Origin of the sequence: Mesobacillus sp. MER 48, assembly GCF_023714225.1 — a bacterium.
Taxonomy (GTDB): domain Bacteria; phylum Bacillota; class Bacilli; order Bacillales; family Cytobacillaceae; genus Mesobacillus; species Mesobacillus oceanisediminis_A.
Genome location: NZ_JAMAUR010000001.1, coordinates 453,447 through 471,159 on the forward strand (window position 1 = coordinate 453,447; position 17,713 = coordinate 471,159).

Sequence of the window (17,713 nt, forward strand, 5' to 3'; positions counted from 1 at the left end):
ATGAGCAGTGATTTTTGGACCCCGATCAGACTATCGGTGGAGATTGCATCAATGTCGGTGGTGTTTGTTTTTATTTTCGGCCTATTGTCTGCCAGGTTCATGGCGAAAAAGCAATTCTTTGGCAAAACAGCAGCAGAAACACTCCTTACATTGCCTTTAGTACTCCCGCCAACGGTAGTCGGGTTTATATTGATCATCATCTTTGGCATCAACAGCCCGATAGGCAGAACAGTGGAAAATCTATTCGGCAGCACCATCATGTTTACCTGGTGGGCTGCTGTAATCGCTGCATCAGTCGTGGCATTTCCTTTGATGTATCAATCAGCTAAAACTGGGTTCCTTCAAGTAGATCCAGGAGCAGAAGAAGCTGCAAGAGTAGATGGAGCAAATGAATGGAAAGTATTTTGGTATGTCACGCTGCCCCTGTCATCAAGAACAATTGTTACAGGGTTGATTCTCAGCTTTGCAAGAGCTCTCGGCGAATTCGGCGCAACACTCATGTTTGCCGGCAATCTGCCCGGAAGAACACAGACAGCTCCGACGGCTATCTATATGGCGATTGAATCCGGGAATCTGGATGCTGCCTGGCTTTGGGTTATTGCCATGGTGGGCATCTCATTCCTTATGTTGCTTTCAACATCATTCTTAAAACAGTGAGTCCGATTGCCTTATTTATCCGGAACAAAAGGGGAAGCCAATTCAATTGGCTTCCCCTTTTGTTCATTTACGATTCGAATTCTCCAGATGGCTGATTTTACCGACAATCAGTAAAATATCTATTTTCCTAGTTAACATTCACAACTAGCTTAACAGGATCAGCGACCTTCTTCTTGCTCTCATCAACAAGATCACCTGACAGGATTTCTACTTTCTTAAGGCTGTCCATATCCTCAACAATAAAACCAAGATTTCCGCGTTTCGTTTGTCCGGCTGAAATTTCGCCATTAAGGTTTTCTAAATAAAAATCATCTTCCCATGTCTTATGGATCGAATCATTGATATTCACCATCGCCACAGGTCCAAAGTGATAATTTTCTTTTGAATTATTCTTTACTTCAACATTTATCTTCACAAAATCAAATTCTTCATCATGTGTATAGGCATGGAAGAAATCAATCAGGCTGTAAGCAGGTACAAAATGTAATAACCTCACATCTTTTACAATATATTCAATACCATTTACATTAAAGGTCTTATTGACTTCTTTCACTGTTTTCAGGGTTAACTCACCTTTGTTGTCAGTCAAAGAATCGCCAGCTTTTTTAAGATTTATATCCTCCGTAACTTGTGGGTTAGGAACATACACATCGGTATTTTTCTTTAATGGTTTCTCAATAGCCGCCTCTGAGGATTTCGTCTCTTTTTTTGACTCAGCCTCTGCAAAAGAACAGCCTGTCAGTAAAGTAGCAGCCAGCAATAATTGCAGATATTTCCTCATGTCAAAAACCCCTTTTCAAGAAATCTCCCGCTGGTCCAAGGTTCCGGCGGGAGATTTTAAAATTAATTATTTTCTTTTGCCGTTTGATAGTATATCAAAAATGTTTTTCGCATTATCCGTATTTTCGATATGGCCGTAGAAACGCTCTTTTCCAGGACCGAATGCATAAACAGGTACATCTTCCCCAGTATGTCCGCCGGTTGTCCAGCCAGTGTTTGAACGCTTGTCAAAAATCTTTTCAATAGCATTGTCAATATCCACAGGTTTTTTAGCTGCTGCAGCTTTTACAGATTCAATTTCTTCAGTTGTCAGCTCAGGCAGTCCTACAGATGTAAAGTCGATATATTTCTTCAGGGTTGCTTCTGCATCAGCGCCTTTTGATATTTCAGCCGCCATGAAATCAGGCGTACGTTTCGCAGCTCTGATTGGGGCTCCAAACCAGTTATAGATACCATTGGCACCAATTGAATATCCGCCAGTTGAGTGGTCAGCAGTCGCAACGACTAAGGTATGCTTGTCCTTTTTCGCGAATTCGATAGCTGCTTTATATGCTTTCTCGAAATCTTCCATTTCACTCATTGCCGCAACAATATCATTGTCATGGCCGGCCCAGTCGATCTGGCTACCCTCTACCATCAGGAAGAAACCATCTTTATCTTTATTTAAACGATTGATTGCCGAGTTGGTCATTTCTTCAAGAGAAGGAGTTTCTTCTCTTCTGTCGATCATTTTGTCCATTCCGCCTTCCGCAAAAAGGCCAAGAACCTTATCATTCGTATCATTAAGCATATCTTCTTTGTTGTTTACAAAGCTATAGCCATCTTTCTGGAATTCTTCAGTAAGGTTTCTGTCATTGCGCACAAAGTTGCTCAATCCGCCGCCTAGCATAACATCTATTTTATGGTCGCCATTTACCAATTCATCATAATAATCATCTGCAATTGCATTCATGTTCTTGCGGCTTTCATCATGCGCGCCAAAGGAAGCTGGTGTTGCGTGAGTAATTTCTGAAGTTGCAACAAGGCCAGTTGCCTTTCCGTTTTCCTTGGCAGTTTCAAGGACTGTTTTTACTTCAGAACCATCATTATCGACTGCAATCGCATTGTTATAAGTCTTGATCCCTGCAGACATGGCAGTTGCTGCTGAAGCAGAGTCAGTTACATTTTGTTCAGGATCTTCAGGATAAGTCATTTGGTTACCTACAAGGTACTTATCCAGTTCTGTTCTCTCTGCCTCAGGTGTATCAGGATTATCCTTCAAGTAGCGGTATGCTGATGTATAAGAGCCTCCCATTCCATCACCAACCAGGAAGATTACATTCTTAATTTCTGCACGATTATTGTTCTGGTCATTTTTTGCCTCTGCATTGAAAGTTCCTACTAAGCTGCCAAACGCCACAGTTGAAAGGACAGCGAGCGGAAGAATCTTCTTTTTAAAGTTAGCTTTATTCATTTCAAGACCTCCAGATAAGATATTTACCACGCTTCCTACTATAATGCCTGTCTATTAATCTCTTATTAACAAAATGTAAATTTGTTTTAAGTCCTTGTAAAATCTATTTACAATCCTTATTTTTCCAAATAAAATCCATAAAAAAAGCAGGCAAGATTACCTGCTTCTAAATCTTCTATTTTTCTTTTGCTTTCGATTCATGATCCATAGAATAGCGACTGCAGCCAAAAATGCCCCAATGATAGCATTGGCAGAAAGCAGTCCACTTTGCTTCGGCTCCTGAGTGGTTTTTTTTACTTCAGGTTTTTTTTCAATCAATGGTTTCAATTCAACCGATTGAATGGTCCTGCCATTTTCACTCTCTATATTCAAAACTCCGTCATCATCGACTACTCTCTTCCCATTTTCGATTGGTTCAGTCACAAAGAGATCCTCACCTGCTTTGAACTCGAGCTCTCCACTTGTGAAGGTTTCACCCTTTTTGATTTGTGCCGATTTATAGGAAGCAAAACCGTAATCAAATAACTTGATCGTATCCTTATAAATCTCTCTTTTGAATTCAGATTTCAGTAATACTGCAGTCAATTGCATTCGGCCATTCTCTGCCGTCGTAGCCAGCGTTTGTTTGGATTGGTCAACAAAACCTGTTTTACCGCCGGTTACTCCTTCATATGGAATTTCACCTTTTAACATTCGATGGTGGGAAAAAATCTGTGTATTCCATGACTCACCTTCCCACTTCAATTCCTTGGTCCCGAAGATCTCCCGGAAATCCTCGTTTTTCATCGCATAGTTCAGAATTAAAGCCAGATCCTTTGCAGTCGTATAGTGATTCTCGTCAAATAAGCCGTGGGGATTGACAAAATGGGTGTTTTTTACTCCGATTTCATTTTCCAGGTATTCATTAATGCTTTGGGAGTAGTTCTCCATTGTCCCATCAAGATGAATAGCAATCGCCAATGCGGCATCGTTTCCCGAATTGATCAGCATACCCTGGATCAGTTTCTTTAAAGTCACCCGTTCTCCAGGATTTAAATACACTCTCGTACCTTCGATCTCCTTGATTTTTTCACTAACGACTACCTGGTCATTCAAATTTGCACTTTCAATCGCATAAATAGCTGTGGCAATCTTTGTAAGACTGGCAGGATACATTCGTTTTTCTTCGTTTTTCCCAAACAGAATGGCACCTGACTGCGTGTCCATCAAGACAGCGGCTTCAGAGGTTAATACAGGATCATCTTCCTCCGCATGTACAAATTGCGCGAAAGAGTACATGCTTATCAGAACCGCCATTGACAATGCCAAAAGTTTTCTCATCCATAACACATCCATTTTAAAATTCTGCAATTATTTTACCAGAAACCGGCTTATAATGGTCCAGTGTTATTAATTTTTAACCCAAATGGAACAAAAGGAAACATTGGCAGGACAAAAAAGGAAGCCTCGATTTATGCGCAGACAACGACTTGTACACTTATGTGTAAAATCGACTCCACGCACAGAAAATCAGAATAGCAACCACAATAAGATACTTTTCCGTATAGAATTAGAAAAAGGGGTTTTCTTGTATTTATATTTGTGAGGAAAAATGAATATAGAAACTTGAGTTGATTGGAGTGGAAGGTGCGTAGACTCCTCCGAAAATGCTAATGCATTTCCATCGTGCGTGGGCACATTCGTTGAAGCTATTCAGTGTCCTGAGGGATCAGCAGGTCAGGTGAGACCCCGCAGGATCGAAGCTCCTGAAACGGAAATCAACGGACCAAATTTAGAAGCTAGTCTAAAAAAAGAGGGTGCCCAAAAGTTTATATTTTTTGAGACATCCTCTTGTTATTTACTTTGAAATCAGTGGCGAGGCTTCTTTTTTTGCTTAATGACACCTTCACGAAAGAAGAACTTTATTATAGACTATGCTTTCAAGGTATCCAACATACACTTCATCCCTCGCAAGTGCTGCTCCATACCTCCTCTTCAAGAAGCGTTCGGCTTCTGGGAAATCATTAAATGGCCCCAGGCTTTCTTCATGCTTTAGCTTTATAATATAGCGTGTTCCATCCTTAAAGATGAAAAACAAGTCCCTATCCCTATTCTCATAGAGACAGCCATTTTTAGAATCCTTTATATTATAAGTATTTTTGAATGCGTCATGTTTGATCGTTTCAAGGGGAAACACTTGATCAATATAACGTTTATAAGCCTCTCCATTTATCGTACATCCAGAAGCCTTCGCATGTCCACCGCCTCCAAATTCTCCTGCGACAGCAGAAACGTCCACATGATCATGAATTGTCCTGAAACTGATTTTCTTGCCACCTACATTTAGGATCGCTATATAATCCAGGTGTGGAAACTCCTTCCCAAGTTCATTACCCAGCTCAGAATGATAGGATTCGGCATGGACGACTCCTCCATAGAGTCCATCATGCTCCATTTGAATGATTTCCCTTTTCTTCCTCCTTATATAACGTTCGATTTTACCCTCTTCCATTTCCAATAACTTTTGCTCAAATTCATCGAATTCGAATCCATTATCTGTTTGAAGCCTGGATATCATACGTTCTTCAAATTCTTCTATAGAAACCATGAAAAATAAATCATTCAGATTTTTCGCCTTGAAATTCTGGTGAATATCCCAATCCCATGTATCATACTGGCGGACCAGCTCAACAAACTCATTAAGTGTACCGTTATCAGCCAATTGGCGTTTGTCTTTCAAGTATTCATAAACTAATGAAGACGCGCTTGTAAGTGTACCAGATTCATCTTCCACTTTTACATATCCCCAGCTATAGTCATTGAAATGCAAAGCCGTTTTATGATGGTCGATCAGGTAAGCCTTCCCTCCTTCTGATACGAAACGATTGATTCTTTCCGTTACTTCGTGGTTGACGGAAAGGTCGGTTATGTATAGATGGTCTTCCTTTTTCAAGCGCTCATTCATTCTCTCAAAATATTTCTCCACCTGAAAATTCAACCCAGATACAGAATTATAGCGGATATCCGCTTGCTCACCGAATGCAAGCCGGAATAGAATCCCACATGCCACTCCATCCAAATCATTATGTGTAAATAAACGGTACATCGTTTTCCACCTTCACTTTCCCAAGCTGTTTACTCTATAAGAGCCTAATTTATAGTCTATTGTTGGCAAGATAATCTATACAAAAGAAAATCCAAAAAATTAGACAAGTTCAACAAGGGGACGAGCATAGATATTTAAAGAGGATTATAAGGAGGTGAAAACATGCATTTCTTTGTATTTAAAAGAAGGACTTTATATTTTATTGGCCTAATTGTCTTCATTGCCATCATCGGCTCAATTTGGATGAATTTAAAACCTGAATCCACTCCAGCTATAGGCGGACAGAATGAACAAATCAGGGAAATACACCTCGTGACAGGAGAATTCAAATCGAATACCGACGATGGTAAAGAAATTGAAGCATACCGCTGGGACCCAGGTACAATCTTCGTTGAAAAAGGCGAAAAGGTAAGCCTGAAAATTCTTGGCGTGAACGGCAAGGAGCATCCTTTCATCATTGAGGGAACAGAAATCAAGGGAGTTGTAAAAAAAGGCCAAGAAACCCTTGTCCCTTTGCAATTTGACAAGGAAGGAACATACAGACTGATCTGCCTTACCCACCCTTCAGCTGAACACAACGGGCCGATGATTGCTTATATTGTAGTGGATTGAAATCCATCCGAGAACAGGAATCCGATTCCTGTTTTTTCTTTTAATTGAAGGTTGTTTTCTCATTAAAATTTAAAATTGACACAAAACATACAAATCACTATAAACACAGTGCAAACATTTCCTGATAGCATAAATACATAAACATTTTTATATAACAGACTCTTTTAAACTTCATTTAATTATAGTACAGTTCACTTCACTTCACAGAGAAACTTCGTTAAAAACTTGTTTTAATAGTTTTGTTCATAATTTCACAAATACGTCACACTCATTCTGTTATATTCGTAGTATGATAATAGTGTGATAACTGTTATACAAACATCCACTTTAGAGGTGAACCAAAATGGAACAATGGAAAGGTTTTAAAAATGGTGCTTGGCAAGAAGAAATCAATGTTCGCGATTTTATCCTGAAGAACTTCTCTGAATATACCGGGGACTCAAGTTTCCTGGAAGGTGCCACAGAAGAAACACTCCAATTATGGCAGCAAGTAATGGAATTGACAAAACAGGAGCGCGAAAACGGCGGAATACTTGATATGGATACTGAAGTGGTTTCCACCATCACTTCACATGGCCCAGGCTATCTTGATAAAACAAAAGAAAAAGTTGTCGGTTTCCAGACAGATCAGCCATTCAAGCGCTCTATGCAGCCATTTGGAGGCATCCGCATGGCAAAGGCCGCATGCGAGGCGTATGGATACGAATTGGATAAGGAAGTTGAGAAGATATTTACTGACTTCCGTAAAACACATAACCAGGGCGTCTTCGATGTTTATACAAAAGAAATGCTCCAGGCCCGAAAAGCCGGCATCATTACCGGCTTGCCAGATGCCTATGGCCGCGGACGGATCATTGGTGACTACCGTCGTGTAGCTCTTTATGGCGTCGACTTCCTGATGGAGCAAAAGAAGAAAGACCATGGAATGACGAGCAGTGTCATGACTGAAGACACAATGCGCCTGAGAGAAGAAATCTCTGAGCAATACCGTTCATTGAATGAATTGAAGCAGCTTGCTAAGAGCTATGGATATGATATTTCCAAGCCAGCAACCAATGCAGCGGAAGCTTTTCAATGGGTCTACTTTGCATACCTTGCAGCAATCAAAGAACAGAACGGTGCAGCAATGAGCCTTGGACGTGTCGCGACCTTCCTGGATATCTATATTGAACGCGACCTCCAAAATGGAATCCTGACTGAACAAGAGGCACAGGAACTTGTCGACCATTTCGTCATGAAGCTTCGTCTCGTGAAATTTGCGCGCACGCCAGATTACAACGAGTTATTCAGCGGGGACCCTACCTGGGTAACAGAGTCAATTGGCGGTATGGCCCATACCGGGCAGTCACTTGTGACAAAGAACTCTTTCCGTTTCCTTCATACTCTTGATAATCTTGGCCCCGCACCGGAGCCTAACCTGACTGTTTTATGGTCCCCTGCCCTGCCAGAGAACTTCAAGAAATATTGTGCTGAAATGTCCATTAAAACAAGTTCAATTCAGTATGAAAACGACGATTTGATGCGCTGTGAATATGGTGATGACTATGGGATCGCCTGCTGTGTATCCGCGATGGAAATCGGCAAGCAGATGCAATTCTTCGGTGCCCGTGCCAATCTGGCAAAAGCTTTGCTTTACGCAATCAACGGCGGTGTCGATGAAAAGCTTAAGATCCAGGTTGCACCAGCCTTCGGCCCGATTACTTCTGATGTACTGGACTATAAAGAAGTAATGGAAAAATTCGATAATGTTATGGAATGGCTTGCTGGCCTTTACATCAACACTCTCAATGTTATCCACTACATGCATGACAAATACAGCTATGAACGGATTGAAATGGCTCTTCATGATACAGAAGTCCTCCGTACAATGGCAACCGGGATTGCAGGGTTAAGTGTCGTAGCGGATTCATTGAGCGCAATCAAGCATGCAAAGGTAAAAGTTATCCGTGACGAGAAGGGCATTGCAGTTGACTTTGAAACAGAAGGCGATTTCCCTAAATACGGCAACAACGATGACCGTGTCGACAGCATTGCTGTAGGGCTTGTCAAGAGCTTCATGACAAAACTGCGCAAGCACCCGACATATCGCAACTCTGTCCATACTATGTCGATTCTTACCATTACTTCAAACGTTGTATATGGCAAGAAGACTGGCAATACACCAGATGGCCGCCGCGCAGGCGAACCATTTGCACCAGGTGCCAATCCAATGCACGGCCGCGATACTAAAGGTACGCTTGCTTCCCTCTCATCAGTGGCTAAGCTTCCATACAGCTATGCAATGGACGGCATTTCCAATACTTTCTCCATCGTACCAAAAGCACTTGGTAAAGATGAAGAAAGCAGAACGAACAATCTTGTATCCATCCTTGACGGATATGCAATTAAGGATGGACATCACTTAAACGTCAACGTATTCAACAGGGAAACACTTTTAAACGCAATGGAACATCCTGAGGAGTACCCTCAGTTGACAATCCGTGTTTCTGGATACGCAGTGAACTTCATCAAGCTGACACGTGAGCAGCAGATGGATGTCATTAACCGTACTTTCCATGAAACAATGTAGACATCAATCGTGAACTGAACAGGAGCTGCCCTCCCTGGTGGCGGGTCCTCCTGTTTTATTGAAAGGAGAAATCATCATGAACGGAAACATTCATTCTATCGAAACCTTCGGAACTGTAGACGGACCCGGAATCCGCTATGTCATCTTCACGCAGGGGTGCCTGCTGCGCTGCCAGTTCTGCCATAACGCAGATACGTGGGAAATTGGCACAGGCAAACAAATGTCTGTTTCCGAAATCATTGATGATTTGAAGTCTTATCTGCCTTTCATTGAAGCCTCTGGTGGCGGAATCACAGTGAGCGGAGGAGAGCCTCTGTTGCAAATCCCCTTCATCACTGAGCTTTTCAAGGAGTGCAAAAAACTCGGACTGCATACTGCCATTGATTCTTCAGGCGGGTGTTACTCAAGCGCTCCCCTTTTCCAGGAACAGCTTGCCGAACTTTTGCGCTATACTGATTTAGTCCTTCTGGACTTAAAACATATTAACAGAAAGAAACATATTAAGCTGACAGGCATGGCGAATGAACATATTCTCGATTTCGCCCGCTACTTATCACAGCACAACGTCCCTATCTGGATCCGGCACGTACTTGTACCCGGGGTGACCAATGAAATTGATGACCTCACCGAGCTGGGGGCGTTCATAGGCACTTTGGAAAACGTACGCAAACTGGAAGTACTGCCTTACCACAAACTTGGGGTGTACAAATGGGAGGCACTGGGACTTGAATATCCGCTAAATGATGTGGAACCTCCATCAGATGATGAGGTCGAGCGTGCTTATAGACTACTAACAGCCAAGACAGCCTTAAAATGACAGCAGGAATTCTTTCCTGCTGTTTTTTCTGCATAGGTTCTTGATATTTCTCTAGTATCATTATGTTAATACATTTATTGGAGGATTTATTGATGTATCAATTGCTTTCGGAAATCAGCAACTATTTAAGCGGACCTTTTTTTACTCTGGTGAATCAGACAGAACAAATCCCCATACTCGCAAGCTTCCTGCTGGGACTTGTAGGTGCTCTTGCTCCATGTCAGCTCTCAGCCAATATAGGTGCCATCACGTACTATGGCAATCGCAGCTTGCAGGCGAAGAGCCATTGGACGGAAATGTCCTTTTTCATACTCGGCAAAATCACGGTCTTTTCTTTGCTGGGGCTTGCCGTTTGGCTAGTTGGAAATGGTTTTCAGCAAATGCTTCCAGAATTCTTTTCCTGGTTCCGCAAATTGATGGGCCCTCTATTCATTCTAATTGGCCTATCTCTTATAGGCCTCTTCGCATTCAATTGGATCAGCCGCTTAACATCTTTCCTGCCTGAATGGGGAGGCAGAGGCAAGACAGGTTCGTTTTTAATGGGGGTAAGCTTTTCCATCGCATTCTGCCCAACCATGTTTTCACTATTCTTCTTCACTCTCATGCCCATTGTGCTCAGTTCATCATATGGCGCAGTACTGCCGGCCGTTTTTGGAGCAGGCACCTCAATCCCGCTGATTATATTTGCCGCAATCATCTCCTTCATGGGACTTGATGGTTCATTAATGAAAAAAAGCCGCAAAATAGGAGCTATGGTGCAAACTTCTGCAGGATATATTTTAATCTTGGTCGGAATCATGGATACTTTGACTTATTGGGTATAAAATTCACAGCAAAAAGGCCGACGTTCAAGTCAGCCTTCTTTTTCATGAGACAAATTCACTAAAGCCTCAGTCAGCTCTTTTCGTTCTTTTTCCGCTGTTTCCGAAGAAATGATCTCTTCCATTGACAGTTTATCAACAGCCTCATGTTCTGCATAGAAAACAACTCTACGCAATGTTTCGGTTTGCTTCTCTTTCAGTTCAGGCTTCCTTCGGTACAATTCTTCCATTTCGGCAATTGCAATTTCCAGCTTCTGTTGATACTTTTGGACATACTCATCCGTAATTGTCTTTGTCAGATAGTATCTTCCTTTTGCTTCCATCATTTCTTTCATCGCCGTTTCATATCTGTGAATTTTTGAAAGCAGCTGTTCATATTCAAAATATACTTCTTCTTTTTTGTTGATCCCAAGGAAAGAAATGAGAGGTTTAATGGTCAAGCCTTGAACGACAAGTGAAAAGAGTACAACACTGAAGGCCAGGATCAATAGTTCCTCTCTCCCCTGGAAGTCCCTCGGCAGACTCAAAACAAGGGCGATTGATAATGAACCCTTTAGCCCTCCCCAATTTAAAATATGTTTCCAATTCATGCTGAAATCCCTGATGACAGACATGCTGGCATACACAGCTACACTACGGGCAATAAGAACAAGGATAATGGCAATGAAAATTATTTCCCACTTATCCTGCATATCGATTCTTGTTATCTCCAGCCCGATCATCAAGAACACAATCGAATTCGCCAAAAGGGCAGCAACATCCCAAAAATTGTTAATATTCAATTTTGTAGTCGGTGTCATTCCTATGCTAGAACCGAAATTCCCGAAGATTAACGCTGCAACCACAACCGCTATAACACCAGAAGCATGTACGCTTTCTGCTATCAAAAAAGATCCATAAAATAAGAGGATGCTGAAAATAATTTCTAATGGATAATCATCAAAATACTTCGTCAAAAGGGAAAAACCATATCCCAGTGCACCACCGATGATCAGCCCGAGTGAAACGACCCTGATAAAATCCCATAGTCCCATGCCAAGTCCAGACCACCCGGCGTCCAGATATGTAATCAATGATAAGGCAGATATTTTGAAAAGTACTACTGCCAGCCCATCATTGAACAAGCTTTCTCCTTCAATGACGACTGCAAGCCGCTTTTTCACGCCCACGCTTTTAAAAATGGAAAGGACACTTACTGGGTCCGTTGCACTCATCAATGCTCCAAAAACAAATGCAGCAGGCAGCGAAAGCCCAAGAAAATAGTGTGCTGTAAATCCTATCAGCAGAAATGAAAGTAGTGTACCTCCAAATGCCAATGCAAGGATCGGTTCTTTGTTTTCCTTCAAATGAGAAGATGGCAGTTTTAATGCTGCTTCCCCAAGCAGTGCAGGAAGAAATAATGTAATGATGACGAAATTAAAAATTTCCCCTTCTGTAATGAACATCTTCAATGGTTCAAGTAAAGGTATATTCAACAATCCAATTATTGCACCAACGATAACCAGGGCAATAGGATAAGGCTGTTTAACTTTCTTGGCTATCGCTGTGATTCCCGCTGCAATTAAGATTAAAAAGAATCCAGTCTGAAATATTTCATGCAAATTCACTTCTTCCAATACAATCACTCCAATCTCTTCCACTACTTCTAATTTCCCCTATTTCTATCCTTATAAAAACTTTTATAGAAATTCCAAAAAAAATCAAAAAAACCATGGGGTTTTCCCATGGTTGTAATCTATGCAATATTCATATTTTCCTTATACCCTGGCTCACAATACAGGCACACGGCATCTTCGTAATCCTCAGTATTGACATCTTCAGGGTTATACTCGATTCCACATAAGTCGCACTCTACCATTTCTCCCTCTGAATCTTCAGCCGCTTCCGGGATTGCGTCATTCACCTTCAGTTCACCTACCCAGACACCACTGATTGTCGACATTTCATTTTCAATATATTCATTCGCTGCTTCTTCTGTTTCCCATACACCATGGTCCCAGAGCATTTCGTCAGCGTCACCTGCATTAACCATTAATCCGTATACTATTTTCATATTTGCTGCCCCTTTCGATTTGGGAAGTTTGTTCTATATAATTAGCCCCTCCTTTCACTCTTGAAACCTCCAGTATATGGAAATCGGAACTTTTTCCATTTTATTTCGTATATATACTGATTGTTAAAAACAGGATTTTAAAATATACTTGATTAATGAAAGAGAAGAGGTGATGGCATGCTTATGGAAATTTACGCTCAGTCGATCGAAGCAACGGCAATGTATAGTGTTTATTTAACACTGCTCATCAGCATGTCAATGTCCGTCTTATGGGCATTAGGTGACACCTCTTATATCGAATCTTGTTATTTGCAGATCAAACTTAAGCCATCCGTTTCTGAAAAAGCGTTTAAAAATAAAGCTGAACTCGGAACGAGATTTCAGCTTCTGATCCTTAAGCGGATTAAAATAAAGATAGATCCAGGTGATGAAGACAGCATTTTTCTCCTTATGTGAACAACTTGAAAATTAGGAGGAGAAAAATGAAAAATCGATTCACCATAACGATAGTACTTCTATTATCGACACTATTAACTGGTTGCCAGGCTATGACAAGCGAGGGATCTTTTTTCCAGACAACATTTATCAATCCATTCGCTTGGCTGATCCACTTTTTTGCAAGCATTACAGGAGGAAGTTATGGCCTTGCGATTATCTTGATTACAATGCTCATTAGACTCGCGCTCATGCCTCTTATGCTTAGACAGTATAAGAACCAGCAGAATATGAAAGAAAAAATGGAAATACTGAAGCCTGAAATGGACGAAATACAAAAGAAACTTAAACAAACAAAGGATCCTGCCGAACAAAGGAAGCTACAGCAGGAAATGATGGGCCTTTACCAAAAACACGGGGTGAACCCACTATCTGTCGGCTGTCTGCCAATGCTCATTCAGATGCCAATCCTGATGGGGTTATACTATGCTATCCGCGGATCTGCTGAAATAGCCAGCCACTCTTTCCTCTGGTTCAATCTCGGGCATTCTGATATATGGATCACAGCAGCAGCCGGAATCATCTATTACCTGCAGTTTAAGGTATCGATGTCAAATGTTACAGAGGATCAAAAAAAGCAAATGAAACTAATGGGGCTCATGTCACCAGTTATGATCGTAATGTTTTCATTAAATGCACCATCCGCACTTCCCCTTTACTGGACGGTAGGCGGGATTTTCCTTATTGCACAAACACTCCTTGGGAGAAAGATTTATGGCAAGAAAGAAAATACCATTAAAGTTGAACACCAGCTTTAAAATCTGAATGGCCCGGGATTGACTTTCCTGGGCTTTTCTTATGCCCATATACCCTTTTCTGAGAAGTGGAATAATATGGTTGACACCTGCGGATTTATGGAGTTATACTTTTACTTAATAAAAACCGAAGGGAATGGTAAAGAGCCGATGAAATACTAATCTTATTTTCTGCCCGATTTTTCTAATACGAAAAACGCGTGCCTGGAGATAGGATTAGTCTGCCCAATTTGCCATTCCTCGTCGATTTATACGTCCAAACAAGCATGAAGCCCAACAGGGGCATCCATGTCTATTTCGGCGTTGAATCTGTCTGAATGCCAAGCAGAACCTTCCAGGACACCTGGGGGGTTTTTTTAATGGATATCATACTCACCTTCAATCATTAATCACAAAATGAAAGGTGGAATATTATTATGGCAATCATGAAAATAAGAGGAATTCAGAAAAGCTTTAATGAAAGAATAGTGATCCAAAAAGCGGAGTTTGATATAAAACAAGACAGCCGGATCGGCCTGGTAGGCAGCAATGGGGCCGGCAAAACAACATTGGCCAATCTAATCAATGGTGAATTCCCCGCTGATAAAGGGAGCATCGAAACGTTTAACGGCGCTCTAAAAATCGGCTATTTAAAACAATCTACAGAGCAAGCATTCCTTGAAACAGAAGATGCATATCCCCTGGCGGAAAATGGCCTCTTCCATCATTCAAGCCAATTAGGACTCACAAAGGAAGTTGATGTGTTCAATCGAAATTGGAGCAATTTAAGCGGCGGTGAAAAGCTGAAACTTTCGCTTGCTGGTGTCTGGGCCAGCAGGCCAGAAATGCTCATACTGGATGAGCCGACTAATCACCTTGACCTTCAGGGCGTTGAATGGCTGATTGAGGAACTAAGAGCTTTCAAAGGAGCCATTGTAATTATTTCTCACGATCGATATTTCCTGGACAGAACCGTTTCAGAAATCATTGAAATGGAAGATGGCATAACCAAATCATTCACTGGCAATTATTCAGCTTACCGTCAGGAAAAGGAAAGATTGTATCAAGTTCAGCTGCATCAATACGAATTGCAGCAAAAACACAAACAGCAGATCCAGCAGCAAATTGCCAACCTCAAGGGCTGGTCTGAAAAAGCGCATCGGGATTCGACGAAACAAGGTACAGCTTCGGAAAGAAGGCAGATTGGCTATAAGGAATACCATCGGATGAAGGCAAAGAAGATGGATAATCAAATAAAATCCAAGATGAAGCGCCTGAACCAGGAACTTGAAAAGGGGGAAGTAAAACAGCCTAAAGAGGAATCCAGGGTACAGTTTGAATTCCAGGACAGACGAAAACGCGGGAAACGGATTATTGAAGCCGCTGCCCTGTCAAAGTATTTTGGCCATCGCTGTTTGTTTGATAAAAGCTATTTTTATGTGAATCATGGTGAAAAAATGGGATTGGTCGGCCAAAACGGTAGCGGCAAAACCACCATGATGAAAATATTGCTTGGTCAAGAAAACGCATCTTCAGGTGATGTTTGGCTCAGTGAATCTCTGAAAATTGGCTATCTAAGCCAGGATGTTTCTGACCTCCCTGCTGAAAAAACGGCAATGGAATACACAGGACTTACAGACCGCGAAGCAATCGGCAGAGCGAGAACGATTTTTGCTAATATCGGTCTCCACGAAGAAAAGCTTAACGTTCCAATCGGTCAATTAAGTCTTGGAGAGAGGACAAGAGTGAAGCTTGTCATGATGCTTCTTGAAGAACTCGATTTGCTTCTCCTGGACGAACCGACTAATCATCTCGACCTTGCGAGCAGGGAGAGCCTCGAAAAAACTTTATTGGATTTTCAAGGGTCGCTTCTGGTTGTTTCACATGATGTTTATTTCCTAGAGAAGATCACCGAAAAACTATTGGTGATTGAAAATGGGAAAATAACCAGAAAGGAATTTGGCATGCGGGAGTATAATGAGGCAAACACACGCAAGGATAACGATAAGGAAAAAGCAGAACAACTGATGGTCCTCCAGAATGAAATCAATGCTATTATCGGCAGGCTTTCCTACATGACTAAAGATGAGCCCGGTTACGAAGAACTCGACCAGAAGCTTGCAGAGCTATTTAGGAAGAAAAGGGAATTGGCGTAAACCATTAAATGACAAAAAAGCACCATTTGGTGCTTTTTTGCTTGTGCACACTCCCTATGAATAAGCCTTCAGAGAATCAGAACTGCCAGCGCCATCTATTTCATCTTGTCCAGCAGCATAGGTTTCAACTTTAACCACTCATCTTTGATGATACTGAAGACAACGGTATCCCTTACAAAGCCATCGGCGATGATACGATGTTTCCGAAGTACACCTTCTTTATTGGCACCGAGACGGGCAATTGCAGCTTGGGAACGTACATTCCTTGAATCAGTGCAAAATTGCACCCTGTTTACATCGAGATTTTCAAACGCATACTGAAGCATCAGGAATTTTGTTTCTGTATTCACTCTTGTTCTCCAGTAATCTGGATTGTACCAGGTCCAGCCTATTTCCAATGATTTATTTACCTTGGAAAGATCAAGATACCTTGAGCTGCCAATGATTTTATCTGTTTGTTTCTCTACTACCGTGAATGGAATTTGTGTCCCTTCACCCTTTGCTATCATCGCGGCCTCGATAACTTTTTTCATATCTTCCTTGCTTTGGATTTTTGATGCTGTAAATTCCCAGATTGACTGATTCTTGCCCGCTTCCCATAAGTCATCCAGCTGGTCGGGTTTCATAAGGATCAGTCTTACTGTTTCTCCTTCAAGCGTGAGCCTATCGTCCATCTTCCCCACTCCCTAGCGATCTGTATTTCATAATCATATCATTGAATAATATGTTCCAGGAGGGTTTTTTCAAAGTTTTCTATTAAATCTTGTATTCGTGAAACAAGCACTTTGCATATCTTATTTACAAACAGAAACTGCCCAGTAAACTGGGCAGCCATTGTCTTACTTCACTTCTTCAAAATACTCTTTATAATATCCGCCAACTTTACCGGAATTGTCGACAATGAAGTAAAACTCTTCCGTTTCATTTTTCACGTCATACATTTTTCCTGTTGTCAGCTTTTGATCGACGATGTATTTTTTTGCATTCGTATGAACGCATTTAAGTTTCTTTATCGTTTCACGTTCATGCCAGTTTGTATGGATCATCCTATGCCACTTCCCTTAATTGAATTTCATACTATATAGTATAAGGATAAGGTGATCGAAAAGGCAATACTCAGCTGGCATTCGCTGCATCACCAGCAACGCGCAACCCGCGGATTTCTGATTTATCAAATGTCATGGTTTCACCTGTAATCACATTTTTCAGCGTTATATAACAAACATCACAAATGATATCTTTTCGAATATATTGTAAGAAAGATAGCCGTTCATTCTTATAAATCAGCTCATAAAAATCTGTTTTGGAAAATCCCTTCATGTTAACCCCTCTTTCCAGGATGTTTTCATCTTGGTGTTTGGCTGTGAGTATCTATACCACCATCAAGACTTGTATTAAACATCCGGCGAAAAAGGTAAATTTTTCTTAAGATTTGCACTTGTTTTTGTACAGGCTCTTTTTTAAAAATTGGCTCTGTTTAA

The 17,713-nt window shown here is 41.3% G+C and carries 17 protein-coding genes; 8 read left to right on the forward strand and 9 right to left on the reverse strand.

Going from position 1 to position 17,713, the window contains the following annotated elements:
* Nucleotides 1-657 (forward strand): molybdate ABC transporter permease subunit, encoded by a 657-nt coding sequence (gene modB / locus M3593_RS02270; protein WP_251540490.1) that lies wholly within the window; start codon nucleotides 1-3, stop codon nucleotides 655-657.
* A 127-nt stretch (nucleotides 658-784) separates the two neighbouring features.
* Here modB and M3593_RS02275 read toward each other — a convergent pair whose 3' ends face one another.
* From M3593_RS02275 to M3593_RS02290, 4 genes are all read right to left on the reverse strand, one after another.
* Nucleotides 785-1,438, reverse strand: a complete 654-nt coding sequence (locus tag M3593_RS02275; protein ID WP_251540492.1) for a DUF4352 domain-containing protein — start codon at nucleotides 1,436-1,438, stop codon at nucleotides 785-787.
* A 66-nt stretch (nucleotides 1,439-1,504) separates the two neighbouring features.
* Nucleotides 1,505-2,890 carry an alkaline phosphatase gene (locus M3593_RS02280; protein WP_251540494.1) on the reverse strand — a complete coding sequence of 462 codons (1,386 nt, stop codon included), beginning with the start codon at nucleotides 2,888-2,890 and terminating at the stop codon, nucleotides 1,505-1,507.
* 156 nt (nucleotides 2,891-3,046) lie between these two features.
* Nucleotides 3,047-4,210: a D-alanyl-D-alanine carboxypeptidase family protein gene (locus M3593_RS02285; protein ID WP_251540496.1), complete on the reverse strand. Its 1,164-nt coding sequence runs from the start codon at nucleotides 4,208-4,210 to the stop codon at nucleotides 3,047-3,049.
* Nucleotides 4,211-4,775: 565 nt separating this feature from the next.
* Nucleotides 4,776-5,975: a DHH family phosphoesterase gene (locus M3593_RS02290; protein WP_144479692.1), complete on the reverse strand. Its 1,200-nt coding sequence runs from the start codon at nucleotides 5,973-5,975 to the stop codon at nucleotides 4,776-4,778.
* A 162-nt stretch (nucleotides 5,976-6,137) separates the two neighbouring features.
* Between M3593_RS02290 and M3593_RS02295 the strand changes: the two genes are divergently transcribed.
* The 4 genes from M3593_RS02295 (at nucleotide 6,138) to M3593_RS02310 (ending at nucleotide 10,797) form a co-directional block, all read left to right on the forward strand.
* Nucleotides 6,138-6,587 carry a cupredoxin domain-containing protein gene (locus M3593_RS02295; RefSeq protein ID WP_251540497.1) on the forward strand — a complete coding sequence of 150 codons (450 nt, stop codon included), beginning with the start codon at nucleotides 6,138-6,140 and terminating at the stop codon, nucleotides 6,585-6,587.
* Nucleotides 6,588-6,930: 343 nt separating this feature from the next.
* Nucleotides 6,931-9,156: a formate C-acetyltransferase gene (gene pflB, locus M3593_RS02300; RefSeq protein ID WP_251540499.1), complete on the forward strand. Its 2,226-nt coding sequence runs from the start codon at nucleotides 6,931-6,933 to the stop codon at nucleotides 9,154-9,156.
* A 76-nt stretch (nucleotides 9,157-9,232) separates the two neighbouring features.
* Nucleotides 9,233-9,973 (forward strand): pyruvate formate-lyase-activating protein, encoded by a 741-nt coding sequence (gene pflA, locus M3593_RS02305; RefSeq protein WP_251540501.1) that lies wholly within the window; start codon nucleotides 9,233-9,235, stop codon nucleotides 9,971-9,973.
* 92 nt (nucleotides 9,974-10,065) lie between these two features.
* Nucleotides 10,066-10,797: an urease accessory protein UreH domain-containing protein gene (locus M3593_RS02310; protein ID WP_144479699.1), complete on the forward strand. Its 732-nt coding sequence runs from the start codon at nucleotides 10,066-10,068 to the stop codon at nucleotides 10,795-10,797.
* A gap of 29 nt (nucleotides 10,798-10,826) precedes the next feature.
* On the opposite strand, the gene M3593_RS02315 is transcribed toward M3593_RS02310, so the two are convergent.
* Nucleotides 10,827-12,410, reverse strand: a complete 1,584-nt coding sequence (locus M3593_RS02315; protein WP_251541240.1) for a cation:proton antiporter — start codon at nucleotides 12,408-12,410, stop codon at nucleotides 10,827-10,829.
* Nucleotides 12,411-12,529: 119 nt separating this feature from the next.
* A complete protein-coding gene (locus M3593_RS02320) occupies nucleotides 12,530-12,847 on the reverse strand; it encodes a hypothetical protein (protein WP_144479701.1) in 318 nt (105 codons plus the stop codon).
* 177 nt (nucleotides 12,848-13,024) lie between these two features.
* Here M3593_RS02320 and M3593_RS02325 point away from each other — a divergent pair, with 177 nt between their 5' ends.
* The 3 genes from M3593_RS02325 to abc-f all read left to right on the forward strand — a co-directional run bounded on the left by M3593_RS02325 (nucleotide 13,025) and on the right by abc-f (nucleotide 16,232).
* Nucleotides 13,025-13,303 (forward strand): hypothetical protein, encoded by a 279-nt coding sequence (locus M3593_RS02325; RefSeq protein ID WP_144479703.1) that lies wholly within the window; start codon nucleotides 13,025-13,027, stop codon nucleotides 13,301-13,303.
* A 26-nt stretch (nucleotides 13,304-13,329) separates the two neighbouring features.
* Complete coding sequence (gene yidC / locus M3593_RS02330; RefSeq protein ID WP_251540503.1) at nucleotides 13,330-14,100, forward strand: membrane protein insertase YidC; 771 nt, start codon at nucleotides 13,330-13,332, stop codon at nucleotides 14,098-14,100.
* Between the two features lie 413 nt (nucleotides 14,101-14,513).
* A complete protein-coding gene (abc-f, locus tag M3593_RS02335; protein WP_251540505.1) occupies nucleotides 14,514-16,232 on the forward strand; it encodes a ribosomal protection-like ABC-F family protein in 1,719 nt (572 codons plus the stop codon).
* 95 nt (nucleotides 16,233-16,327) lie between these two features.
* Here the strand turns inward: abc-f and M3593_RS02340 are convergent, their stop codons facing one another.
* The 3 genes from M3593_RS02340 to M3593_RS02350 form a co-directional block, all read right to left on the reverse strand.
* On the reverse strand, nucleotides 16,328-16,906 hold the full coding sequence (locus tag M3593_RS02340; RefSeq protein WP_251540506.1) for a GNAT family N-acetyltransferase: 579 nt from the start codon (nucleotides 16,904-16,906) through the stop codon (nucleotides 16,328-16,330).
* 165 nt (nucleotides 16,907-17,071) lie between these two features.
* The gene (locus M3593_RS02345; protein ID WP_251540508.1) at nucleotides 17,072-17,278 is read right to left on the reverse strand and encodes a DUF6501 family protein; all 207 of its coding nucleotides are present in this window, start codon (nucleotides 17,276-17,278) and stop codon (nucleotides 17,072-17,074) included.
* 70 nt (nucleotides 17,279-17,348) lie between these two features.
* Nucleotides 17,349-17,552 (reverse strand): hypothetical protein, encoded by a 204-nt coding sequence (locus tag M3593_RS02350; protein ID WP_144479713.1) that lies wholly within the window; start codon nucleotides 17,550-17,552, stop codon nucleotides 17,349-17,351.
* Nucleotides 17,553-17,713 lie beyond the last annotated feature (161 nt).